This window comes from Pseudoalteromonas luteoviolacea DSM 6061, assembly GCF_001625655.1.
GTDB lineage: Bacteria > Pseudomonadota > Gammaproteobacteria > Enterobacterales > Alteromonadaceae > Pseudoalteromonas > Pseudoalteromonas luteoviolacea.
Genome location: NZ_AUYB01000128.1, coordinates 48,407 through 73,818 on the forward strand (window position 1 = coordinate 48,407; position 25,412 = coordinate 73,818).

At 42.8% G+C, this 25,412-nt stretch carries 16 protein-coding genes and 7 tRNA genes; 18 read left to right on the forward strand and 5 right to left on the reverse strand.

Annotated features, from left to right (window positions below; all coding sequences use genetic code 11):
• Positions 1 to 48 precede the first annotated feature (48 nt).
• Positions 49 to 2,574: a PKD domain-containing protein gene (locus N475_RS19435; RefSeq protein ID WP_063359286.1), complete on the reverse strand. Its 2,526-nt coding sequence runs from the start codon at positions 2,572 to 2,574 to the stop codon at positions 49 to 51.
• A gap of 213 nt (positions 2,575 to 2,787) precedes the next feature.
• Between N475_RS19435 and N475_RS19440 the strand changes: the two genes are divergently transcribed.
• The 10 genes from N475_RS19440 (at position 2,788) to N475_RS19485 (ending at position 6,559) form a co-directional block, all read left to right on the forward strand.
• Complete coding sequence (locus tag N475_RS19440) at positions 2,788 to 3,351, forward strand: hypothetical protein (RefSeq protein ID WP_063359287.1); 564 nt, start codon at positions 2,788 to 2,790, stop codon at positions 3,349 to 3,351.
• 152 nt (positions 3,352 to 3,503) lie between these two features.
• A complete protein-coding gene (gene dnaQ, locus N475_RS19445; RefSeq protein WP_063359288.1) occupies positions 3,504 to 4,214 on the forward strand; it encodes a DNA polymerase III subunit epsilon in 711 nt (236 codons plus the stop codon).
• 14 nt (positions 4,215 to 4,228) lie between these two features.
• On the forward strand, positions 4,229 to 5,605 hold the full coding sequence (locus tag N475_RS19450) for a TIGR03503 family protein (protein WP_063359289.1): 1,377 nt from the start codon (positions 4,229 to 4,231) through the stop codon (positions 5,603 to 5,605).
• A 227-nt stretch (positions 5,606 to 5,832) separates the two neighbouring features.
• Positions 5,833 to 5,909 (forward strand) — tRNA-Asp (locus tag N475_RS19455).
• 26 nt (positions 5,910 to 5,935) lie between these two features.
• Positions 5,936 to 6,012: transfer RNA gene (locus tag N475_RS19460), tRNA-Asp, on the forward strand.
• 28 nt (positions 6,013 to 6,040) lie between these two features.
• Positions 6,041 to 6,117: transfer RNA gene (locus N475_RS19465), tRNA-Asp, on the forward strand.
• Positions 6,118 to 6,146: 29 nt separating this feature from the next.
• Positions 6,147 to 6,223, forward strand: a tRNA-Asp gene (locus N475_RS19470).
• A 49-nt stretch (positions 6,224 to 6,272) separates the two neighbouring features.
• A tRNA-Asp gene (locus tag N475_RS19475) sits at positions 6,273 to 6,349 on the forward strand.
• Positions 6,350 to 6,373: 24 nt separating this feature from the next.
• Positions 6,374 to 6,450: transfer RNA gene (locus N475_RS19480), tRNA-Asp, on the forward strand.
• 32 nt (positions 6,451 to 6,482) lie between these two features.
• Positions 6,483 to 6,559, forward strand: a tRNA-Asp gene (locus tag N475_RS19485).
• Positions 6,560 to 6,769: 210 nt separating this feature from the next.
• Here the strand turns inward: N475_RS19485 and N475_RS19490 are convergent.
• From N475_RS19490 to N475_RS19500, 3 genes are all read right to left on the reverse strand, one after another.
• On the reverse strand, positions 6,770 to 8,503 hold the full coding sequence (locus N475_RS19490; protein WP_063365817.1) for a HEAT repeat domain-containing protein: 1,734 nt from the start codon (positions 8,501 to 8,503) through the stop codon (positions 6,770 to 6,772).
• A gap of 11 nt (positions 8,504 to 8,514) precedes the next feature.
• Positions 8,515 to 10,449 (reverse strand): hypothetical protein, encoded by a 1,935-nt coding sequence (locus tag N475_RS19495; RefSeq protein WP_063359291.1) that lies wholly within the window; start codon positions 10,447 to 10,449, stop codon positions 8,515 to 8,517.
• A 213-nt stretch (positions 10,450 to 10,662) separates the two neighbouring features.
• Entirely contained in the window at positions 10,663 to 12,729 is a 2,067-nt protein-coding gene (locus N475_RS19500; RefSeq protein ID WP_063365818.1) for a winged helix-turn-helix domain-containing protein, read from the reverse strand.
• 173 nt (positions 12,730 to 12,902) lie between these two features.
• Between N475_RS19500 and N475_RS19505 the strand changes: the two genes are divergently transcribed.
• The 4 genes from N475_RS19505 to N475_RS19520 all read left to right on the forward strand — a co-directional run bounded on the left by N475_RS19505 (position 12,903) and on the right by N475_RS19520 (position 17,902).
• Positions 12,903 to 15,152, forward strand: coding sequence for a DUF5916 domain-containing protein (locus N475_RS19505; RefSeq protein WP_063365819.1), 2,250 nt, complete (start codon positions 12,903 to 12,905; stop codon positions 15,150 to 15,152).
• Between the two features lie 87 nt (positions 15,153 to 15,239).
• Positions 15,240 to 16,142 carry an SMP-30/gluconolactonase/LRE family protein gene (locus tag N475_RS19510; RefSeq protein ID WP_155732606.1) on the forward strand — a complete coding sequence of 301 codons (903 nt, stop codon included), beginning with the start codon at positions 15,240 to 15,242 and terminating at the stop codon, positions 16,140 to 16,142.
• A 90-nt stretch (positions 16,143 to 16,232) separates the two neighbouring features.
• Positions 16,233 to 16,817: an ABC transporter ATP-binding protein gene (locus N475_RS19515; protein WP_063365820.1), complete on the forward strand. Its 585-nt coding sequence runs from the start codon at positions 16,233 to 16,235 to the stop codon at positions 16,815 to 16,817.
• Positions 16,818 to 16,825: 8 nt separating this feature from the next.
• Positions 16,826 to 17,902 carry a DUF6136 family protein gene (locus N475_RS19520; RefSeq protein WP_063365821.1) on the forward strand — a complete coding sequence of 359 codons (1,077 nt, stop codon included), beginning with the start codon at positions 16,826 to 16,828 and terminating at the stop codon, positions 17,900 to 17,902.
• Positions 17,903 to 17,977: 75 nt separating this feature from the next.
• On the opposite strand, the gene fadE is transcribed toward N475_RS19520, so the two are convergent.
• The gene (fadE, locus tag N475_RS19525; protein ID WP_063365822.1) at positions 17,978 to 20,428 is read right to left on the reverse strand and encodes an acyl-CoA dehydrogenase FadE; all 2,451 of its coding nucleotides are present in this window, start codon (positions 20,426 to 20,428) and stop codon (positions 17,978 to 17,980) included.
• A gap of 201 nt (positions 20,429 to 20,629) precedes the next feature.
• On the opposite strand from fadE, the gene N475_RS19530 reads away from it, so the two are divergent.
• The 4 genes from N475_RS19530 to N475_RS19545 form a co-directional block, all read left to right on the forward strand.
• Positions 20,630 to 20,920, forward strand: coding sequence for a DUF6419 family natural product biosynthesis protein (locus N475_RS19530; protein ID WP_063359297.1), 291 nt, complete (start codon positions 20,630 to 20,632; stop codon positions 20,918 to 20,920).
• A 58-nt stretch (positions 20,921 to 20,978) separates the two neighbouring features.
• Positions 20,979 to 22,109 carry a 4-phosphoerythronate dehydrogenase gene (locus tag N475_RS19535; RefSeq protein WP_063359298.1) on the forward strand — a complete coding sequence of 377 codons (1,131 nt, stop codon included), beginning with the start codon at positions 20,979 to 20,981 and terminating at the stop codon, positions 22,107 to 22,109.
• A 2-nt stretch (positions 22,110 to 22,111) separates the two neighbouring features.
• The gene (locus N475_RS19540) at positions 22,112 to 23,128 is read left to right on the forward strand and encodes an aspartate-semialdehyde dehydrogenase (protein ID WP_063359299.1); all 1,017 of its coding nucleotides are present in this window, start codon (positions 22,112 to 22,114) and stop codon (positions 23,126 to 23,128) included.
• Between the two features lie 269 nt (positions 23,129 to 23,397).
• The coding region (locus N475_RS19545) for a FimV/HubP family polar landmark protein (protein WP_282955589.1) at positions 23,398 to 25,412 on the forward strand (2,015 nt) is incomplete at its 3' end.

Sequence of the window (25,412 nt, forward strand, 5' to 3'; positions counted from 1 at the left end):
ACGTGAATGAAGAGGCAAGTAACAAACTTGCCTCCTAAAGTAATGTGCTTATTTGATTGACACGCTTAACGACACATTATGGAAGCTCTGTGTTGTGTGAATATGAATGTAGTGCCAGCCTTTTTGAATTGTTTTGACTGTTAACTTTTCGTTGTTACCTAGCTCGATGTTACGGGCATCCCAGTGAGTTTGAGACGGGCGCTGGGCGTAGCGATAGTAAATGTCTGCGTTGCCATTGCCGTGTCCTGTTTCTATCAATAGCTCTTGTCCAATATGTTGTTCATCAATATAAACTTGATACTGTAATTGGCCTGAACTGTTCAAATTGGTAAGGCAATATGTTGTGTTCACTGTAAGTCTACCTTGTTGATGTGGTTCTGCGCCTTGCGCACAGCTATCTACTAAGTTATTTTCCTCTGCAATATTAACGGTGGCAGTGTCGGAATCACTGAGTCCATCTTCTGTCGAAACTGTGAGCGTTGCAGTGTATGAACCTACTTCATGATAAGTATGGGTTGGTGACGGTTGTGTGCTTGTGTTGCCATCACCAAACTGCCAGTAATAACTAAACGATCCTTGGTTGGGGTTTAAGCTACCTGAACTGTTAAACTGAATAGGCATGCCTACAGTATTCTGATACGGACCGTTTGCATCGGCGCTGGGGCGTAACTGGGTAGGTTGGTCTTGTTTAACTAATAAAGTAACGTCAGAAAATGATTTGTGGCCGTACACCATAATTAAATAGCGCCCTGTGCGTGTTTCAGAGAACTCACATGTCTCTGAATTGCCGTTTTTATACGGGCGACAATCGAACGTTGTTTGAGTAGGTCGCTCACTGCGCCTAACATACAGATCTGCATCTCCTTGACCACCAGTTATGGATACGGTCAAAGGTTTTGACGTATCCGAAACCTCATAGGAAAAATACAACGCGTCTTTTGCGCTGCCAGATACTGTTGTCGGTACATTGTGTTGCAGCGGTGTATCTTTAGAAGTTGTAACGGAAATACGGCTATTGATACTGGCACTGGCACCTTGATTATCTGTCACTGTTAAGCTGACGGCAAAATTTCCGGCTTCAGTATAGTGATGTGTGGTGTTGGCCAATGAGCTACTATTGCCATCGCCAAATTGCCAAAGGTATTTAACAATATTACCGTCTTTATCGACAGAGCCTTCGCTATTAAACCGTCCCGACTCCAGTAAAGCTAGTTGTGTTGGTATGTGCATTTTTACTTCAGGGGGAATGTTACTAGGCTCACCGTTGCTATGATGCAGTGTAAAATAATCTACGATGTCTCCTTGCGGGCCAATCACACTTGCATTGAGCGTGGTATCTTCAATATCAAGCACGATTGAACCTCTGCCACCATATATGTAGTCACTGGGGTGCCGCTTATCGCTGGCAATTTCATCTGCCCTCACCAGTCGAGCATATCCTCGTCCACTGCCAGCACTGGCACCATGGGTAATAAAAACCGCACCTTTGTGACCTTGTTGCTTGTGATAGGCGCCGTCTTTATCAGGTTGCCCTGCGCCATGTTGAACGATGTGCTTTGTAGGGTTGTAGGTATTTGACATGCCATAGTGCTCAGCCATTAGCACTGAGCGGGTATAGAAGTGATTATGGCCTGCCATCACGAGATCCACACCGTACTGTTCTAGTATGGGTAAAAAGCGTTCTCGCATATAAATCATATTCTCCGCCTCATCGGAGTCGTGACCACTTTTGCCATAAACTGGGTGATGGAAGGTTGCGATAAGCCATTCACTGGAATTGGCAGCTAAATCCTGCTTCAGCCACTCCAACATAGCACTTGATTCTTTGTAGTGTTCTTTGTCGGACGAGTTCAATACCACAACATGCACATTACCATAATCAAATGAGTAGTAAGCTTCGTGCGAAGAAGGGACGCCTCCGGCCTGTCCATTGGTAGGAAGTGTAAAAAGGTCGTAAAACCCACCTGTTTGAGTATTAACATCTGCAGAGCGGTTATCATGATTGCCCATGATCGGCCAAAGGGGTGACTGCTTCAATAAATTTGGATACTGATTAAAAACAGCATTGTCGTACTCGATGATAGTACCGTCGTCATAGGCGTTATCCCCTAACATCATCCAAAAATCAGGAGCCTGATTTGCTGCAAACTTTAAATAGCCATCACGGACAATTTTTTGCGCATTCGTATCTGGATCTGTGCCCGCTCGGCCGGGATCGCCGAGAACCCAAATTCTAATTTTTTCTTTAGAACCCTTTACAGGCGCAGTTTTAAAGAAAGTATTTTGATCTTTGCCGCTCAAAAGTTGTTGCTCATCATAGATGGCGTAAAAGTACTTTTCATTGGGATCTAGATTGTCTATGGTGACTTCGTGCTTCGTCGTAGGTAAGTGTTCGACTTCAAAAGTTTGTAGTTGATCTAATGATTTTCCATAACGCAGGCTGGTAGGGGTGTTTTCATCTGTATTCCAGCGAATTGTTACTTGGCTTTCGCTGGTCATTTGCAAATAAGGGCCGCGGGTTAAATTTGCAGTCATCCCAACTGTGGGGACGCAAATTAAACCAGTCGCAAACATGATATTCCTTAGTGTTGTTTTCATCGTTCTTGAACCTGTTTTGTTGTTAGTTATGTGGTGAGCAAATTGGTTTACTCACTTTCACTTTGTCCCAAAAGGTGAAATATTGCTGGTGATATAGATTGATATAACATGATATAAACTGATTGGCTTTTTTACTTATAAATATCAAATAGGTATGGTTTAGGTTCGGTGTTAAATAATATTGGAAGAATGAGAAATTTAATTAAAGCTATGGGCTTTATATGGCTAAGTGTCGGTTGGTCAGTTTGCTATGCCACCTCGGTTTTGATTCCCGTCAATGCGTCATGGAAATATTATGACTTGCCGCAGCCGCCAAATGAAGAATGGGTAAAAATGGACTTTGATGATTCGGGTTGGTCCTCTGGAAAAGGGCAGCTGGGATATGGTGAGGGAGATGAACAGACCATTTTAGCCAAAGAACATGAGGGACAACCTGTTTTAGCACACTATTTTCGCCACAAGTTTAGCTTTGTCCAAAATCTTAAAATCAATGAGCTTAAGCTTCGGCTAGTAGTGGATGATGGTGTGCGCATTTACCTTAACGGTGTGGAGGTGCATCGGCGTTTGCTTGCTGAGTCAGCGAAACAAGGAGGCAACTTTGCGCTTGGCTCACTGATTGAACATAGTTGGTATGAGGTAGTGTTGGATAGTTCGATTACCTTAAAACGAGATAATATTGTTGCCGTTGAAGTGAGACAAGTTTCGTCAAATAGTAGTGATTTAAGCTTCAATCTAGAGTTGATAGCTGAATAGTTAGTTTCTCGCAGTAGGAGACTTACAAGGAGGAATATAGTTGTTCCAAACCCTGAGATTGAAAAGGGAAGGAGATTAGGCAATGTCACGAAGGCGAAAGTAAGTTAAAATAAAAACGTAAAGAGACAAATGCAGTTTAGAGATTATTAACCATGGCAAAGCGTCAGATAATTCTGGATACAGAAACCACCGGCATCGATCCCAAAGCCGGACATAGAATCATCGAAATAGGGTGTGTTGAACTGGTGAACAGACGGCTCACAGGCAACAACTTCCATGTTTATATTAATCCTCAGCGAGACATCGAAGAAGAAGCTATCGATGTTCACGGTATTACCAATGAATTTCTGCGTGGCAAACCATTCTTCCATCAAGTGGCGCAAGAATTTCTTGATTATATCGAAGGCGCAGAACTGGTGATCCACAATGCGCCGTTCGACGTCGGCTTTATGGACCACGAATTCGCAATGCTAAACCAAGGGTTCCCAGCGACAGATGATGTGTGTGACGTGTTAGATACGCTTGTTATGGCGCGTAACTTGCATCCTGGTCAGAAGAATAGCTTAGATGCGTTGTGTCGACGTTATGACATAGATAATTCAAAACGAACACTACACGGCGCATTACTGGATTCAGAGATTTTGTCAGATGTTTATTTGGCAATGACGGGTGGACAGAAGAAGTTAAATTTAGCGCAACAAGCAGGTGGGACCCAGCAAACTGGTACTGGCGGTATTCGAAGGCTGGCGGCAGATAGACCAGCATTGCGTGTACTTCATGCCAGCGAAGAAGAAGAAATGGCGCACTCAGAGCGAATGGAAATTGTCAATAAAGCATGTGGACAAAGCTTATGGCAGCAATAAAGAGGTAATTATCAATGCGAATTTGGATAGCGGTTTTTAGCATTTTTGTTAGTTTAAGCGCTCTAGCTGAAACCCCAGATATTACTATGCTAGAACGCGATGGAGTATCCAATGAGATCCCTCTATTAGACAACCGCTTTCGTATTGATCACAATGTAGACAAAATTACTCTGTTGTTCTTTAGAGCCACAGGTGCTCCTGCCGTCGTGTTAGTTCGTCCCGATGGCAGTAAAATCTATTCTATTCATGCCGTCAAAGATGAATCATTAGAGTGGTTTGACGAAATCAGCTACGATTTAATTATCATTGATAAGCCTATGCCAGGGCCCTGGCAAGTACTCGGCCAAATTAAAAATGATAGCCGAATTATGGTACTTGGGGATATCGAACTCGTTGTTGACCCATTGCCTCCTTTGTTATTCCGCGGTGAGATGCTTAAAGTCAATGGCAAGGTTACCAATGATGGCCAACCAATCGATGTCGGTTATTTTCGAGATGTTGTTACATTGTTTGTTGAGTTTGTCAGCACGAATAATGAGGCGTATGCAAATTTCGGCGCTGGTACACAAAGTGTCACTGACTTTAAAGATGATGGTAGAGACTTTGACGAAAGGCCATTGGATGGCGTATTTACCGGAGAATTTAAGTTAACTTTCCCTGCTGGAGAGTGGCAGCCTGAGTTTTTTATAGAAACCCCCATACTCAAACGCCGTGTAGTGAAGGAACCCATTGTCATTGCCGAGCCCCCCTTTACTTTTGAACTGCAGCTTGCTGATGATGAAGAGTTTGAACATGAACTGGTGATTAAACTAAATAGGGAAATTATCAAACCAGAAACGGTGATATTGCAAGGCAAGATACTCTACCCAAATGGGGAAGAGCAGGTTTATACCCTAAATGAAGAAGAGCGTTTTTATCGCCAGCTGCAAATTAAAAACTATGATTGGGGGCGCTATAGCGTTCAGTTAGCTGCATTTGGTGAAAATATCAATGGCCGCGAATTTATGGCTTCTATCCCCGATTATAATTTTGAGATAGAACGGCCAATTGAGAAAGTACCAGAATTAACAAAACCCATCACGCCTGAAGAACTGATGCGTCCAGAAGAACCTGAAGAGCCGGAAGTTAATACTGCTTTAATCGTTTCTATTGTGGTTGCTGGGAATTTATTGGTGTTGCTTTTAGGTTGGCTTGTGATCAGGGTTTTTGTACAAAACAAGCCTCTGAAATTTTCAATTCCATTGCCTACCTCCATTCCATTTTTGAAGAAGAAGCAAAAAATGGATTTAGATGAATTAGAGCCAGGTGGAGAGGGTACGGAAAAAGAAAACACAGACGGCTCCGATTCTGGAGATGTACTGAGCTTATCAATGTCAGATGACAAAAGTTGATAATAGTAAAATCGTTGCTCAGATCCTGATATTAGTTGTTTTTGCGCATCGCTACTTCAAACTTGCTTGTAGAATAGGCAAGCTGCTGCAATTTTCAGCGAGTAATGTCAATAAACGCTAAAAATGCAGTTTTTTTCAAAAAAATAGTTGACTCTGAAAGGGGTCATTCGTATTATTCACGCCGCTGTCAGGGAGCACACCTTGTCAGTGAAATACAAAATTGTCGCGGAGTGGTAGTTCAGTTGGTTAGAATACCGGCCTGTCACGCCGGGGGTCGCGGGTTCGAGTCCCGTCCACTCCGCCATTTAATTTTGTATTGCGATGTAAGCTGGAGTGGTAGTTCAGTTGGTTAGAATACCGGCCTGTCACGCCGGGGGTCGCGGGTTCGAGTCCCGTCCACTCCGCCAACCGCTTACATATGTGCATTACTTCTTTGGAGTGGTAGTTCAGTTGGTTAGAATACCGGCCTGTCACGCCGGGGGTCGCGGGTTCGAGTCCCGTCCACTCCGCCATCTATCAAAAGAAGTAAGCTAAATCACTTGGAGTGGTAGTTCAGTTGGTTAGAATACCGGCCTGTCACGCCGGGGGTCGCGGGTTCGAGTCCCGTCCACTCCGCCATTTGGCTTTTTAGTGTTTTAGCAAAAAAATATGACAATACGCTTACTGCGGAGTGGTAGTTCAGTTGGTTAGAATACCGGCCTGTCACGCCGGGGGTCGCGGGTTCGAGTCCCGTCCACTCCGCCATTTAGCGTAAAAAGATATCTCTGCGGAGTGGTAGTTCAGTTGGTTAGAATACCGGCCTGTCACGCCGGGGGTCGCGGGTTCGAGTCCCGTCCACTCCGCCATTTGATATCTTAAAGAACATATATACCACTGCGGAGTGGTAGTTCAGTTGGTTAGAATACCGGCCTGTCACGCCGGGGGTCGCGGGTTCGAGTCCCGTCCACTCCGCCATTTCATGAAAGCTTCAAATTCTCTATTCATTTTATTAAAAATTTCTCTCAAATAAATTTCTCTTTTTAGTTATCTTTGATGCTTTAGCGAGTTCGTTTTCTGTTCTGTTTTAGCTAGGTGTGCTGTTTGTTTGATGTGGTCGCTATTATTGCTTGTCTATAACGCTGTAAAGGCGATGGGGAAATAGGGACCTTATAGCCCCTTTAAAGATTACTTATTCCCGTGTATGGCTTGCATGAGAGCTCTCAGGACTTGTTGATCACGCTCTTGTTTCAATAGTGGTTTAAGTTGTTCTATCACATCCTTTTTATGATTGCTTTGTTTGGCTACGGCGTTGATAGCAGCAACGCGCACTTCATTTCCTTGATGCTTTTGTGCAAACTTTAAGACATCCTCTACTTGGGCTTCACTGAGCTGATTATTGCCCATGGCAGATAGTAACGCCTGCTTGGCTTTGCTGTTTGATTCTGTCTTCAATGACTTTTCAATATAGCTAAGGCTAACATCATTGGGCATTTTTCCGAGTGCTTGGGCGGCTGTAGCACGTAGCGTAGCATTGTTGTTGTCTAAAAATTTAGAAATGCTTTCTTGGTGTGTTGAATCTGCACTATTACCTAGTGCGTTTAACAGCGTTGCCTGTTTATACGTATCACGGGTGGTCACAAGCCTATCTGCCAGTGAGGCAGTTAATTGCTCTGCAAAATTACTATTAGCTTGATTCTTGGCAATAATGCCCATCACCATTAAAGCTGTTCGTGCCAACTTTGTATCAGTTTGAGTGAGTTCATCGCTGTCAATGTGGTCAAATAACTTGTCGATTAATGTCTCAGGCAGTGGCTGTTGTGCATATTTCAATGCCATTAAGCTTCGAAAGCGCTGGTTCTTATCTAATTCAGAGTCGAGGTATAGCGTGCCGAGTAACTCTTGAGCATAGACAGAATCACTTTTACCGATCATTAACAGTAACCGGCTAAGCTGTTTATCCTCAAAGGCTTGCTGTTTAATTAAAGCATGCAATGAGGCAAGATAAATTTGATTGTCGTATAGCAGTTGGAGTAACTCGTCGCTGGATAATGCTCGTAAATCTTGATTAAGTAGTAAAGCGCTAAAGGCTTTTTCGCTGCTTAGTGGTACGGGCAAAGGTTTCGGGTAAACACTTTCCACTGAGAGTTGTGGCCATTTATGAGGATCCATAGGCAGAGACATCAATGCAATATTTGTGGCAATGGGCTCAAGTTTAGAGACGTACTTTATGGTTTGGGTGACATCAATTCGGATGTCACCTTTATCACTTTCTACCCGTGTATTGTTGAGCCCGTTGAACCTTTCAATCCAGCACTCTGACGTGGTAAATGTAAAAGTGTCTTGTTTTATTTCAGGCTTTTTAAACGCGAATAATTGTGAGCCTTGCGTTGTCATAGTGTATTGCAGCTTATGCTTTTCAATTGCACCATTTTCAAGCCTTTGATATCGAACTGTATAACGTCCTAAATTATCACTTTCTTCAATAATTTTGGGGCTTTGTAAATTATAATTTTTTAGGTGCTCGATATGAAATTGCTGATAAATCGCTATCAGCTTTTGCTCATCTTCAGGCTTTAGTTTGGCGGCAAAGTGATAGCCTAAAATATCACCGGAGTGTAATGCAATTTTAATTGCAAATGGGACGCTGTAATAGCGGGCCTGAATATCAGTATCGTCCAAGATGAGTTTTGCTGAAGAAAGTTGCAGCCCAAGCCAATAAAACTTATCGCTCATCAGCAGAGGGCGATAAACCAGCTGCCCTGTTACGGATAAGCGGTTTTGGCTTGGGGTGTTCAGTGTTGTCATTTTGGTATTTGCATGCGTTGAAAAATCGCCCCAGCGCGCACAGTCTTGGCTGGCACTGACACTGCCAAAAGGCAGCATCAGTGTGCAAAGTAATGGTGGAATAACCCGATTCATACTTTACTCAATTAAAATTTGAAGCTATCGCTATAATCTAGCATTTGCCATGTCTTATTATACAGGGCACCCGTATCATAAAGAGTCTTCGTTGCTGTTTTGGTTGGAAATGAACAGCAGAACTCATAACCTGGATATTTAACCCAAAGGTATAGCTCACCTTCTATGGCTTTCATGTGGTTACTAATATCGATGCCATAGCTGATCTCAGAATCACTGATCGCTTTACTTATATCGGTGTACGCTGTCGCCGACAAGGTTTCAGAAATAATGAGGAAATCAATACCAATGCCACCACTGGCAATTAGCAAATCGATACCTGCTGTAGCATATGCATCTAAGCTTGCTGTGAGCACGTCACCACCAATGCTAAAGCGTTGCTCTTCATATTTTAGTTCTGTGCCAACACCCACTTCACCTTTAACGCCTGCTGATACGCTGACAGGCACAATCGCAATGGTAAATGTGGCAGAAAATAGCTTCTGTTCTTCACTCCAGTCATGTGTGTAGCTTTCATCAAGTGCAGTTACCGAGTCTGAATCAGCAATCAGTGAGTTGCCGAGAAATGATACTCCCATTGCATAGCTGAGTGTGCCGTTAGCACCATCTGCAATACCACTGGCTCCTGCAGAGAAAAGGTCGACACTGTCATCAAACATGTATAGATCAAACCCACCACCTGTGGATGCCCATGCATAGCCGCCATCGGTCGCTTTTAGGATTATCAGTGATAAAAAGCTAGGCACAACGGCTACTTTTGACTTGTCACCATAGGTATTACCAAACAAGTCTAAGAGTACAAACTGTTCGTCGGTTTGCTGCGACAACGTTAGGCTTAAATCCTGTGTTGGTGCTGCACTGCGAGATGCTCTGTTTGCGGTGTTATTGTCTGACAAGCTAGGTAAATTGTGCTTTGCAAGCAGTTCATCACTTGGTGTTGTATCTTGATACAAGCTGTAGGGCACGTCGATGGTGAGAGTATTGTTATTGGTATTCGCTTCTTCAAACTCCGAAGTATCATGCAGGGCAAAACGAATTTGTAGTGTGTTGTCACTCGAATTTGGATCAAACGCTTGTTGAATCTTATGCAGTAATACGCCGTTTATTGCAATGTCATAAGGAAAATAATGACTTTGCTCAAATTGAGAAAATGAGATGTGCATTTTCTCTGCGTAATGGTCTTTGCCTTCTTGCCAAAAGTGCGCAGTGTAAGATTGCTCATCAACGATAATTTCTGCTGTAACTTCAGCTACGTTCGCTGTATTACCAAATTTACTGGCATCGAGATGGCCTATTATATCAGAGCGTTTTTGGTTAGGTTGGCCTTCAGAGGTTGTTTCCCTTTGACCAATGTCTGGAAACATCGCAAAACCGTCACCGACCACTGCTCTATCAAGTACAAAGTCATGGAAGTGAGCAGCATCAACTGTCACAGCTGCATAAGTCGTTAAATCATTGCTGTCATGACCTCGTGAACGGTTATCGGATAGTTCGGCTTCATTTGGGATGATCTTCGCGCTATCTACGTAAGCGGCGATCAAAAACTCGCCGCTCGGCATTTGCTCATTGGGAAACATGAGTGTCGCAGATAGATTCTGTACACCAGATTGCAACTGCTCAATGTAGTGAGTTCCCAAGTTAAAGCCTTCAGGTTGATCTTCAGTTTCAAGCTGTGCGACCTTTTCTTTCGGAATAGCCATAAAGGTGACACCGATATGTTGGGTGTCTAGCAGTGTTGACTCTATGGAAAACTCCAGAGAAATTGGCTGACCAGGCTGATATAAGGTTTGCGCGGGCGTTTTAATTTCAGTGAGTGCTACGTTGGGCACTTGTGTTGCTTCAGCAGGTGGGGTTGGATCTGCAATTTCAATATTACTGTCACTGCCATCGAAGCAAGCAGTGAGTAGTAAAGGCATGGCTAATGCTAAATACTTAGAGCGCATCATATAAATTTCACCGTTTTTTGTTATGTCGAGGCGTTTTTATCATTAAAAAGTGTAATGATTGTGGAGCAGAATAAGAAACTAGGTATTTATTATTTAGATGAATAAAATAACGCCACGCTTATTCCTTCAATTGGACCATTATTGAGGGGGTTAATACGTTTGAAATACCAGCGTACCATAGCGGTAGTGCTGGTTTGATTGGAGCTGAAGCAGTTACTGTGTCAAAGGTTTAATTAGCTTGATGTCGGATTCAACAGATTCCATTTTCGCTACAAGCAGTGCACCATCAGGCGCAATATCATAGTGCCAAATCAAAGGCTCTTTTTTAATATTAGTGACTTCAAAGGGAGCTGAAAGGGACGCTTTCCAAATCAGGTCTGTTTTAGACCAAGATGATTGCCAATAAAGTTGCCCATTTTTCAGTCTAGGGTTTCTTATCATATTGACTGCTTCGTCTGGCAGCTCGGCTAACAGTTGTTTTTGCTTATGGAAATTGATCAATGAATCGGCACGATATAACTTTCCGTCTTCAACCACTATCCAGCTTTTTTCTTCAACATGGTAGGTGATAAACTCAGACTCAAACTTGGTTTTGCTGAGCAGGTGGCCATCTAAATTGAATGTGTTTACATGCACGCCGTCACTCGACCAAAGAGTTTGATTATTACGCCACCCAAACTGTTTAAGCGGTTTTTGATGTTGGCTGTGGAAACTTGTCAATACATCATTCCTGTCGTACAAAACCAACAAACGATCCCGATTAGCCAAAATTTTACTTAGTTTAGGATCCCAAGCTAGAAAGTCGACGTACTCATACCCTTTATGAAAAGAAAGCTGCTTCACCTGATTGCCCGTGTGCAAATAAATTTCGCAGTAACCAGTTCGGCGGGACATAAAGACCGTCTCTCCTAGTTTGTTGGTGACTGGCAAGTAATCGTAACTGGAGCTGGAAAAAATGGGTAAGTTATACTCATCGCGTATATTAACTTGCCAGCTTTCTGCTGCTGTATATATGTCACCTTTTTTATCTACGGACAGGCTCGAAAACATCCCTTGTGTCGTTGCAAATATTGGGTAAGTTTGGCCACTGCGATATTTTCCTATTAGGTTGTGATGAGCGCTGCCATCATTACTGATAATACTTTGTTGTGCGGGATCAAAATTAAATAGCCAAAGCGGAAAATGCCATGTCATATGCACTTTGCCATCCAGTGAAACCAGTCTTGACTGAAAGGTGTCGTCCACAATCAAATAGTAGATTTGATCTTCCCAAGCGCGAACTGCACCGACGTACCTTTCACTAGATTGCATAGGTAAGGGAATTTTTACGAGCTGGTTGGATTCATGTCTATACAAATATGCTCTATTTCCATGTCTATTCGTAATTGTAAGCACTAACTCATCGTTGGATTTCCAAGACGGGGCTGTTACTAAGTGGCAGGGAATTGGCTGGCTACTATGTAAAATAGACGCAGAACTATCACTAATGTGCAAAATGCATGCATCTTGTAAATATTGCCAAAATGCGAGCTTTTCTTCGTTAGGATGCCATGTGGGATGAGCGATACGAGTATCAAAAGTTTGTTTAAATCTTTTGTTGCCTGATTTGTCAGTTATTTCCAGGGTGTTGAATTTTTCTACGTAGGCCAATAAATCTTTGTCTTGGTGTGCTGCGATGTTGAACTCTACGCCTAGATCGTAAGTAATATCATGTCTTTCATAATTCGGCGGTAACACACTTGAGGGCGTTGTAGAAAAAAAAGCAATTGCGCTAAAGCACGCTCCTGTTGCAAATAGCAGCGACCAGCAGTGCTTGAATAGTTTGGCTTTGATACCAGCAAACATTGAATTGGATACAACGGTGTCTCTCACCACCATAGGCTTCGTTTGTGTTACCGGCGCCGTTTGTGCAGGCTCGATATTGATGTCAGGTAAAAACAGATAGCCCTTTTTCGGGACTGTTTTGATGTAAATAGGACTGCGCGCATTGTCTTTAAGCTCTTTGCGGAGTTTCGTTAGCAATTGATAGAGGCTATTTGCTTCTACGATGGTATTTGGCCAGAGCGCCTCATTGAGTTTCTCTCTACTGATAACCTGCCCATGTTGTGTGAGTAAAATAGTCAGTAATCTTGCAACTTGAGGTTCAAGCTTACTGGTTGTTTTTGTTTGCGCATTCCAAAGTTCATCTTTTTCTGCATCAAAGCACCAATGTAAAAAGCGAAAGCGTGTAGGTGCTTTTTCGTGTGCAACGTGTGAGGAATTTGGTTGAGCGGGACTCACGCGGGCCTCCTGCCAAGTTTGTTAACAATATAGGTTCACTTAAAGGTAACGAGCTTCAGAGTAAAGTCAATATTATTCAGCTTTATTACACCATTCTTCAGATAAAAATAAGCTTTTCACTTCATTATTTTTGCTTAAGTAACAATGTTATAGATTCTTTTTGGAGTTGTAAGATGAGCATGTTTAAGCAAGTTTTCAGTGCTTTAGGGTTACTAGTAGGGTCGACACTTAGTTATGCCGATGTAATACATATTGACGGCAAATTAGATGAACCGGCTTGGCAGTCTGCCACCGACTTTACGACTTTTTATCAGGTAGTCCCGGCGACGCATGAAGCCAATGAAAATAAGGTCAATGCGAAAGTGTTGGCGAGTGAAGAAGGGGTTTATATTGGTATTGTAAATTTTCAACCAATAGGGCAAAGGAAAAAGCAATTCAATCTGCAAGATGGCTTTATGCAAGGTGAGTTCAATCGCGTGTATCTAGACTTTTCGGGGGATGGCAGCGGTGCGTATTTGTTTGCAACTACGCTTGGAGGCGGAAAACAAGATGCCGTCGTCACACCTCAACGGACCACCGACACGGACTGGGATGGTGATTGGGAAAGCGCTTTTTACGAACACTCAGAATATTGGTCCAATGAAATTTTTGTGCCATGGGACAGCGTTTCATTTTCGACTAAATTGGATGCTAAAGGGGATGCAATAATCGGTGTTGGCATTCAACTATATGATTTAAAATCTAATAATATCTTTTCTAACCAGAAGCAGACCATTGGCAACAGTGATTTTTTTCTAAACATGCCAAAAATTGAGGTTTCAATTCCACAGCAAAGTCAGCTTAATTTTGTTCCGTATGTGAGCTATCAACATCATTTTGAACCTCGCCAAGATAAAACTCATGAGTCGGATGTAGGCTTTGATTTGTTTTATAAACCCACTCACAATCAGACATTGTCCTTTGCCGTTAACCCCGATTTTGCGCAAGTAGACAGTGATGATGTGGATGTAAATTACTCAGCTGTCGAAACGCTGCGTACCGACAAGCGGCCATTCTTTACTCAGGACCTCAGCGTATTTAGCATCAGCGCCTTGCAAGATACAAAACTGATTCATACTCGAAGAATAGGCGCAGGTAGTGATGATAAACGAACATTAATTACACCAATTGATGCCGCCGTGCGATTTGTACATCAGGGAAAAAGAGCGCAATGGGGGGCTTTTGCAGTAAAGGAAAATAGCCTAGACAGCGGCGCTGGTAAAGACTTTTACGCGGGGAGATTTAGTTACCGTGAAGCAAATTGGCAATCTGGAATATTGGCGACTTATGTTGAAAGGCCATTTCTAAATCGAAAGGCAAAAAGCTTAGCGTGGGATAGTCAATATCAAGATGATAGGTGGTCCATACAAAGTGCGGTGCTCATGAGTCAAATTGATAACCTTACTTCACAAACTGGAAATGGGTTATCCATTAATGTGGGATATCAATTCACGCCCAATACACAATTAGAAGGGCAGTTTTTGCGCCTAAACCGGCATTTTGATAATAGAGACATGGGCTATATGAAGCGCAATGATTGGCAGTATTCTAAGTTGTCATACAATCATGCCGTCAACGTTGGTAATGACTGGCTGACAAGAATCAAACATACCTTAGATATCAGTTATGAAGCTAATTCTGAAGGACTGAAGCTGCCTGCACGCCAAGGCTACAGGGCACAACTGATGTTGAACAACGGCTCCCAGTGGACCTTCCATTTAGATACAGTGCGTTCTGGCTGGCAAGATAACATAGGGGCCAATAGCGCTCCCTTTGTTCAACCTAGCGCGCTGGAAACCCGAGTGTTATATCAAAGTCCATTTACTGGAGAATTCAGTTGGGCTGCGAGTCTGGAACTGGATCAAGAAGGTCTGAGTGGGGATGCAATACAATTGGCACTAGATATGACCTGGATGCCTCATGCAAATTGGAACATCAAATTTAATAATTACTTTCGTGAAGGTGATGGTTGGTTAGTCGCTACACAACAAAATCAATTGTCTGAGTACGATAGAACTCTGTTTATTAATACATTAGAAGCAAGTGCACTGATTGCAGATAACTTGGAGTTCTCTGGTACGTTACAGTGGTCAGTGCTCGAGGCTCGAACGAAAGGGGTTTATGACATTGAAAATACTGGGTTACGTAAAAATACGGGCTTAGATACGAGCTTTGAAGACACGCGTCTCATGTCGCAATTTAAGTTGCGTTACCGAATGGGGGCCTATTCAGACATTTACTTGGTTTATCGTCGAGGTGGTGCGCATCAGGAACGATTAGAAGAAAATCGCGTTGGTCAGCAGTCTTGGTTAGAAAGCGCCAAAGCTAACTGGACTGATCCAATCGAAAACAGCGTTATCTTCAAAGTTCGCTATTTGTTTTAGACGTAAATGAGTATTGGCGGTGAATAAATCTCAATTCACAACCGTAAAGATGCGCTGCATACTAAAATTTTAATACAGGGAATGAGCATGAAAACAACAATGTGCACGGCGCTGTTGGTCATTGGGCTAGTATCGGGGTGTCAATTACGCAATACTAGCGATTCGAACCTCTACCAAGTTCAAGACTGGGTTAAAGATGATGTATTTACCCAAGGAGTTGAAGGCCCGGCAGTAGATAAAAACGGTGTTCTCTACGCGGTTAACTACGCCAAACAAGGAACTATTGGTCACGTAAATATTCAAGGTGAAGCCAGCTTATTTGTGACTCTGCCCGAGGGAAGTACCGGGAATGGAATTCGCTTTGATAATGCGGGTAATATGTACGTTGCAGATTACACAGGTCACAACATTTTACAAATTACACCAACGAAAGAAGTCACTGTGCATGCCCACGAACCACAAATGAATCAACCCAATGATATTGCAATTAGTGATGACGGTACGTTGTTTGCCAGCGATCCAAATTGGCAACAGGGCGATGGTCAACTTTGGCGAATTGATACCAATGGGCAGGTTGTTCGATTAAAGGCAAACATGGGAACTACCAATGGTATTGAAGTGAGTCCCGATAATAAGGTGCTATACGTAAATGAGAGTGTGCAAAGGAGAGTTTGGGCGTTCCCAATTAAACCAAATGGTTTACTTGGAGATGCAAAATTACTTTACCAATTTGATAAGCATGGCTTAGATGGTATGCGCACTGACGAGCGTGGAAATCTTTATGTAGCACGATATGGTGCTGGTGAAGTCGCTATTATTTCGCCGGCAGGTCAGCTTTTGCGAACAGTACAGCTCAAAGGGCAATTTCCTACAAATGTTGCATTTGGTGGAAAAAATGGGCGACAAGTCTTTGTTACAATGCAAAAGCGCGGCGCCATTGAAACATTTGAGGCTGAATATGCTGGACGTGCATTTAAGCTCATTCAATAGAACATAAAAGATATGTTTCGAAACATTTTTTAGTTTCTTTATTTAGGTCCTTGTTTGTTAGTATCGATGAAAAAGGATGAACGAGGGCCTATGATAAGCATTAAAAACCTAACCAAAGTGTTCTTGAGGGAATCTGTTTTTAACAATTATTGCGCGGATTTTCAGGCGCAGAGGGTCTGTATTGAAGCGCCCAATGGGCTAGGTAAAAGCACACTTTTCACTTTGATCGCAGGAATAGATCGGGCATTTCATGGTGAGATTTTATTAGATGGTAAGCATTACAATGAACCTCAAAGTGTTGTAGCGTTAGCATCAGACGCTATCGTGTTCCCGGAGTTTTTGACTGCTCGCCAAGTGCTAAGTATGACAATGAAAAGCTGGGAATGCGCTATGCCTGAAGTGCTTATTTCGATGTTACAGTTTTCTGCATTTTTAGATACACGAGTGAGTGCACTGTCATCTGGCAACTTGAAAAAGCTGCAATTAATTAACGCAATGATGCGAAATACACCGTATTTAATATTGGACGAACCGAGTGCAGCGCTAGATTCAAAAAGTGTAGAAAGGTTAGTTGAATACCTAGGTACTACCAGCAACCAAACTTTAATGAGCTGTCACGATCCAGATGTGTTTTCAAAAATAGGTTTTGAACGCCAGCCCTTATTTGTCCAGTAGGAAAAGCCATGTTGCATTACTACACATATCGACTGGAAGCATTCAAAAGCGAAATTAGGGAGCTGGGAAAACAGTTGGAGCAATTTACATTACTCGTAAGTGCACTGTTTTTTATCTATTTACCCAGTCTCGTTATGGCCGTCTTTTTTGGCTTAGGAAAGTTAGTAGAAAGTGACTCCGTAAGACTGACGCTTGAGGTGTCATTTGGCTTTCTACTTATGCAAAGTCTTTTGATACAAACGGTAAAAAGCGCGATTCTCGACAGTGCTCGACGCTCATATCATAATTCTTTACTTCGCAATCGAATCCATAAATTTATAGCAGATAACAGTTTATTGTTAATGTGCCATTTGCTGTTTCTGGCAGCCTGTATAATGGCTACTTCAATGGGGTGGTCTAATTTAAAGCAAGCTCCGCAGCTACTTATGTTTATGACCTCACAGTTTATCTTGGCCGTTATTCAGCTATATCGTCCGCAAATTGTTATTGTAACGCTATGTGTTGCCCTTGGACTCGTGTTTGTTGTGAATGAAGTGATGCTGTACTTCTTTACGATACTTTTGGTGATGATTATGGGGATCTTTATCAAGCCTAGAGCAATTGTGTACAAAGTGAATTCAATATCTGCACTTGGTTTTTGGCAGCAACTAGTTGTAGAGCGGCCGTGGATGCTGCTATGGCGCTTAGGTGTGAGCACTTTAACTTATTGGTGTGCATTGGTCATCGTAACTGAGCGGCCCGATCTGAGCAGTTACTACAGTTTAATGGCATTGTTATTTAATTTACTGTGGTGGAGTAGCTTGCTACTTGACACCAATAGACAAATTTTATCGCATAGAAGCTTTTGGCAAAGCCTTGCAATGCTTGAGGTGATGCAGCGAAGTCAATACTTAGTGGTGGCGTCTTGTTGTGCGGCAACATGGCTGATTGGTGTACTGATATTTGGTATTGGTTTGTTTGAAGCTTTAGTTTTGATCGCCACCCCCATAATGATGAGGGTAATTATCCAGCGACCAAAAAGCATAGCCTTGGTCTGGGCAACGATAGTGGTTGCTATCATGCTGAGTAAAGTACTGTTTAACTGACTGTGTAAAACTTCACATTGTTGTAAGTGAAAATAAAAAGGCCGCATTAGCGGCCTTTAAACTTCATAATTATTGCTAGGCAGCGTTGGCGTTGCTGTCAACAACACGGGCTTTACCGGCAAGTAATTCTGCTGGGTCAAAGTCATCCACATTGATAACGGCAAGGCGCTTGGCTTCAACCGCTGCAAGCGAATCTGCTTCTTGCTGCGTTAAAATGCCGCTTTCAAGGCCCATTTTTGCCACTTTATCAAGCTGCATAAATGGTAGCTTTTGATCTTTCGCTCGACAAACTTTATCGAAAAGAGGCTCTACGGCTAAAATGTCTTTCAGAGTTTGCTCTTGCTTGCCAATCAAGTTTAATGGTTCATCTGTCGTGTAAATGTAGTTTGCGAGACGCTCACGAGATTCATTGGGCGTTTGCAATAGCTTGGCGATATCATGCTCCATTTCGTCTGTCGGTTTGCGGACGGGACGACCAAATGGGAAAAGCATAAACTTAAGTACACCACGTAGCGCCATTGAAGGCATGTTGTTGATCAAATCTGCAAGTGCTCTTTGACACAGGTAAAGGTGTTCTTGGCACGCCCATTTGACTAGAGGCAAATCTTCTTTTCGACGACCTTCATCATTGTAACGCTTTAAAGTTGCAGAGACTAAGTAAAGGTAGCTAAGTAAATCGCCCAAACGTGCAGAAATGCGCTCTTTACGCTTCAATGAGCCACCAAACACAGCCATACAAATATCTGACATCAAAGCCAAAGAGGCGCTGAAACGCGCCGCATTACGGTAGTAATCTGCTGTTTCGTCATTGAATGGAACTTTACTGAAGCGTCCACCAGTGATTGCTAGCCACTTCGTGCGCACTAAGTTTGAAATTGTAAAGCCTATGTGACCCATTAATGCTTTGTCAAAACTGTCTAGCGCTTCTTGCTTATCCTTGATATTACATGCATTTAGCTCTGCAAGAACAAACGGGTGACAACGAATAGCGCCTTGACCGTAAATAATCATATTTCGAGTAAGGATGTTTGCACCTTCTACTGTAATAGCAATTGGTGCCCCTTGGTAACCACGACCTAAATAGTTATTCGGGCCAAGGCAGATACCTTTACCGCCATGTATATCCATTGCATGGATAGTCGAAGAGCGCATTTGTTCGGTTAGGTGGTATTTTAGGATTGCAGAAATGACCGACGGCTTTTCGCCAGCATCTACCGCACCTGTGGACATACTCAGAGCGGCATCGCTGCTGTAGGCATAGCCACCAAGTTTAGACAACGCTTCTTCAATGCCTTCCATTTTACCAATTGGCAGTTTGAACTGGCGACGAATACGGCTGTATGCACCACTTGCAAGTGCCAAAGTCTTAATACCGCCTGTTGAATTGGACGGCAATGTAATAACGCGACCGACAGACAAACACTCAACTAGCATACGCCAGCCTTGCCCTGCCATTTTTGGACCACCAATAATGAAATCCAGTGGCACGAATACGTCTTTACCGCGAGTTGGACCGTTTTGAAATGGCACGTTTAACGGGAAGTGACGTCGACCAATCTCGACACCTGGTGTTGAGGTTGGGATAAGTGCACAAGTGATACCAATGTCTTTTTTGTCACCCAATAACCCGTCCGGATCTTGCATTTTGAACGCAAGACCTAGCACTGTAGATACCGGTGCTAAAGTAATATAGCGTTTGTTCCAAGTTAGGCGAAGACCAAGGGTTTCTTTACCTTCCCACTCACCTTTACAAACAACACCAAAGTCTGGAATTGAAGATGCATCAGAACCCGCTTCAGGAGATGTAAGTGCAAAACATGGGATCTCATCACCAACAGCTAGTCGAGGTAAGTAATGGTCTTTTTGTTCTTCTGTCCCGTAGTGCTGAAGTAGCTCACCTGGACCAAGAGAGTTGGGTACACCAACAATTGAAGACAGTAGCGTAGATTTACTCGTTAGCTTTTGTAACACACAAGACTGTGCGTAGGCTGAAAACTCAAGACCACCATATTGTTTTTTGATGATCATCGCAAAAAACTTATTGTCTTTTAGATATTGCCAAACTTCTTGTGGTAAGTCTGTAAGTTCGTGAGTTGCTTCCCAATCATCTAGCATGGCGCAAACTTCTTCCACTGGGCCGTTTAAGAAAGCTTGCTCTTCCGCTGTTAATCTTGGTTTCGGAAATTGATGTAGCTTGTTCCAGTTTGGATTACCACAGAATAAATCAGCTTCCCACCAAGTCGTTCCGGCATCAATGGCAGATTTTTCGGTTTCTGACATAGTTGGAGTCACTTTTTTAAATGCTTTAAAAAGTGGCGCAACGACATACTGTTGGCGAATATTAGTTACAGAAAAAGGCACTGCGATAGCTAAAAAGATAAGCCAAGACAAAGCGCCAAAGGCGTCGGCAAACGTGCCCACGACTAGCGTTACGGCCGCAACACCTAGGCAGGTATTCCAGCTGGCGCGATGATAACAAGCCACACTGACCAGTGCTATCAAAGCGAGGATGAATAAAAGTGTCATGTTGTTCTTCCTTATTAGAGGTCTGACCACATGTTTAGGCTAGCTTGTCTGACCAGTTATTTCAAGCAAAAAAGCCCCTTATTGTTCATTTTAGAAGCCTGATTTTTACCTTGCCAACTAACCCAATCACTTAAAAATTGTTCAATTGCCAATTTTGTAAACTTATCTATATTACGAAAAAGTCCTAAGGAGGGGATATCTATGCAATTGAGTAATATATGTATCATTGTGGTTTCTTTCATTGCGATGTTGTTGAGTTATGAAGTCTATGAATATGCTGTTTTCATTAATTTTATCAGTAGTATAGCGTGTGCATGTTATGCATATATGGGGGCGCAGCACACCGCATTTTTCCTCGCTTGGTGTAATGTTCAAGCATTTGTTTTCAGCCCTATTGTGAATGTTTCAGAGCAGCCAAGTGTAAAGCTTCTTGTGTTATTTTTATTGTGTTTAATGTTCATTGCGCTGGGAATTGGAGCAAGGCGAAACTAGGGTCTCATCAATAGCTGAGTTACAATACAGCTCCGTGCAAAGTGTAGGATTAAAATAAATGAAGATCTTGGCTGATCAGAATATGCCTCTGGTGGAAGAGTTTTTCTCAAGTTTAGGGCAAGTAGAGCGTTACGATGGGCGCAACGTGACTGCTGAACAGGTAAAGGAAGCAGATGTATTACTCACGCGTTCAATTACGAAAGTTAACCAGAACTTGTTGGCACAAGCCCATAAGATGAAATTTGTTGGGACTGCGACCATAGGAGTTGATCATGTCGATCAGGCGTATTTGAAAGAGCGGGATATTGCTTTTTCCAGTGCACCAGGTTGCAATGCTATCGCCGTTGCAGAATATGTAATCAGTGCGCTGTATGCGTATAGCCAAGATTGTAATGTTGAATTACGTGGTAAGAAGTTGGCGATCGTGGGAGTTGGCAATATTGGTCGCTGCCTGCAACAGAAGTTACAACACAGTGGAATTGAGTTGATCTTATGTGATCCTGTGCGTGCGCAGCAAGGTACGTTGTCTGAGCATGTGGATATTGATGCGGCCCTATCCGAAGCAGATTTCGTTACGTTTCATGTGCCATTAGTTAAATCAGGTGAACACCAAACTAAACACTTGCTAAACGAACAGAGGATCAAGCAACTTAAAACAGGCATGTTAGTTATCAATGCAAGCCGCGGCGACGTTATTGATAACCAAGCGCTTTTAAGAGCTAAACAAGCTGGTCAGGAGCTTGAACTTATTTTGGATGTATGGGAAAACGAACCCACAATACTTACTGAGCTGATGGAAGTGTGTTTGTATACGTCCGTACACATAGCTGGTCATACTTTAGAGGGCAAGGCGAGGGGTACACAAATGCTCTATGAAGCACTTTGCAAGACTTTAGGAGAGACTGCTAACAAGCAATTAGATGCTTTTTTACCAATACCCGTTGTAAGCCAGTGCCAGCTTAATGAAACGCTATCAGAGACAGATTATGGACGTATTGTGCATCTGATCTATGATATTCGCCGTGATAATGGTTTAATGCGAGCGAATTTAGAAAGTCAGGGGTTTGATGTACTGCGTAAACAATACCCAGTGAGGAGAGAGTTTTCTACACTGAATATTTCAGCCCCACATGCACATCAAGTAAAATTGCAGCAATTAGGCTTTCGCATAGAAATGAATGAGGAATAAGCATGTCGCAAAAATTTAACGTGGCGGTACTTGGCGCAACAGGCCTAGTCGGCAAGCAAATTATTGAAACGCTAGCAGAAAGAAAATTTCCAGTAGATAAATTATTTCCGCTGGCTAGCAGCCGAAGTGCTGGTGAAGAAATTGACTTTATGGGTGAAAAAGTCACTGTATTAGATGTTGAAGAGTTTGACTTTTCACAGGCACATATCGGTTTATTTTCTGCTGGCGGTAGTGTGTCAGAAAAATATGCGCCCATCGCAGCAGATGCAGGTTGTGTGGTGATCGACAATACATCTCATTTTAGATATGACTACGATATCCCACTTGTTGTGCCAGAAGTGAATGCTCAGAGTCTGGCTGATTTTAGAAACCGCAATATCATTGCCAACCCGAATTGTTCAACAATTCAAATGATGGTTGCTTTAAAGCCGATTTATGACGCCTATGGTATTGACCGTATTAACGTGTCTACTTATCAGGCAGTATCCGGTGCGGGTAAAGAGGCAGTTGATGAACTTGCTAAACAAACTGCCAACTTAATGAATGCTAGGCCGATGGAAAACGAAGTATTTCCTAAACAGATTGCCTTCAATGTGATACCACAAATTGATGCATTTCAAGACAATGGCTATACCAAAGAAGAAATGAAAATGGTGTGGGAAACCCAAAAAATATTGGGTGACAGCAGCGTAATGGTAAATCCAACTGCTGTACGAGTACCCGTTTTCTTTGGCCATGCAGAAGCGATTCATTTAGAAACTCGCATGCCTTTTGACTTAGAGCACGTAAAACAGTTGCTAAGTGAGGCTCCTGGTATTGAACTGATTGAAGACGAGCAGGATTACCCAACTCCAGTTAGTGATGCAAGTGGCAACGACACCGTTTACGTTGGTCGTTTGCGAGCTGATATCTCACATCCAATGGGGTTGAACTTGTGGGTTGTCTCCGATAACACCCGCAAAGGTGCGGCAACAAATAGCATCCAAATTGCAGAAGAGTTAATAGCAAATTATCTGTAATTAGAGTGTGGGGCGAGAGCAATATGGCAGCATTTTGCCCCACATTATTGTAAATTCATTTCTATTTACCACCTTCCTGATTTATAAAACATTTTCAATTTAATTCTAAAGTATTACCCCGATGTTAAGATTCAATACGTTGGCAATGGATATTCCCTTACAACTGGTTTATAGTTTGCAATTGGAACAGAGCTTGCAAAAGCAAAGATGAGCAAATTTTTTATTCGCTTACTGGTTGAGTAAGTGGTCACCTGAAACAAAGGAACAGCATGCGCGGTTTAGCCTTATTTTGTATCCTAGCATTGGCTTTCATAACATCTCCCGTTTACACCCAAGAAGGTACGGTGTTGAAGGGTCCCAAAGGCGTTGATTATGGGCTTGAGGGCCGATCCGTCGGACCTATCAGATCTTCAGACACCTTGTGGCGAATTGCGCAAAAAATTAGACCTGATGATTCGGTCTCCGTTTATCAGGTAATGAAGGCTTTATACGATAAAAACCCTAATGCTTTTTTAGACCAAAACCTAAACCACATGCGCGATGGTGCTTATTTGCGCATTCCAACGATGGCCGAAATTCGCCGCGTAAACCCATCAATAGCAAAACAAAAGTCAGATCAAGATGATGTGCTGTGGGCACGTAAGAAAAATGGCACATTGAATCAGGCCGATATTGATGCGGCGAAAAAGCGCGTGACTCAAGCTCGAAAAGTAGACGTTGAGCAAGCACAAAAAGAGCTTACCAATCAACTTAGAAACCTTAGAATGGAACAAGATTCTAAGTTGCTTGAACTGCAAAATGAATTTAAATCTTCGGTCCGTAGTGTTGAAGAAATTTTAGAAGAGAATAACGAGCTTAGAAAACAACTTGGTGATATTTCTGACGAGCTACAAAATGTTAGGGAACAACTCGGCAAAGACAGTGAAATCCAGCAACAGTTAAAAGTTGTGATTGATATGCAGAGTGAGATGATTGCTCAGCAAGAAGCACAAAAAATGGCTCAAGAGGAAGCTGGTTTTGGCAATATATTATCGAACCCTTTAGTTATTGCTTTACTAGCAACTATTCCAGCCTTACTTGTCATTGGTGGACTGGTAATGTTTATGCGCAAGCGTAAGCAAGCAAGTGAAGAAGCAAATGAAGATGATGACTTCTTACCTCAAGCCCCAGCCGCTGCAGCAGCCACCGCAGGGGCGGCAACAGCAGCCGCAACAGCAGCCGCAACAGCTGCCGTTGACCCACTTGATCTTGATATGCCGGGCGCAGATGAAATAACGCCATTAGATGAGAGCGTGCAGCTCGACGACGATATATTACCTGATGACGATGATATTGTATTCGACTCACTAGATGAGGATGATGGGTTTGAAAGTGGCAGCAGCACATTAGATCAAGACGAATTAGATAGCTTGTTGAACGATGATATCGTCTTTGATGATGAATCAGATGCGGCTGAAGGCAGTGATGACATAGACGACTTCCTCCAACAAAGCTTTGATGAAACCGATGATGCACTCGGAGATGAAGTAACCCTAGACGTGGATGATAAACCATCTGACGGTGACGATATACTGAGCGCTGATGATATCGATGATTTGTTCAATGAAGTCGGGGACGATCAAGATGATACATTGGACGTCAGCGATGATGCGTTGGCTGCGCTTAGTGAAGAGCTGGCTGATGAACCAACAGAGTCAGAAGAATCAGCAGAAGAATCAGCAGAAGAATCAGCAGCAGAAGACGAATTCGATTTAGATGACATTGATAGTTTAATTGATGAAGCCGCAGATACGCCTTCTACAGATGACGTGAATACTGACAGTATTTTGAGTGCTGATGACATTGACGATTTGTTAGATGGTGCGTTGGACGAAGATGAAATCAGTGGAGAAGATGGCTCTCTTGAATTAGGTGATATCGATCAATTGATTGATAGCGCAGCAGATGAACCTGTAAGTGATGAGCAGCAAGATATCGATAACTTGATTGCTCAAGCTGAACAATCCGAAGAAGTGTCAGGAGATGACGACATTGACGCGTTACTTGCAGAAGCAGGTGGTGATAACCTCGATACTGATCTGGGAGAAGATGTTCAGCCTCTCGAAGAGAGTACCGATGAAGCAGAGCTTGACGATATAGATGCCCTTTTGGCTGACGCAGCGAGTGAAGCTACTGAAATAGATACCAGCAATAATTTGTTAAATTCTGAGCAAGACACTGACTTAGGTGATATCGATGACTTGCTTGCAGATGAAGCGCCACTTGAGGAAGCTGCTTCAACTGA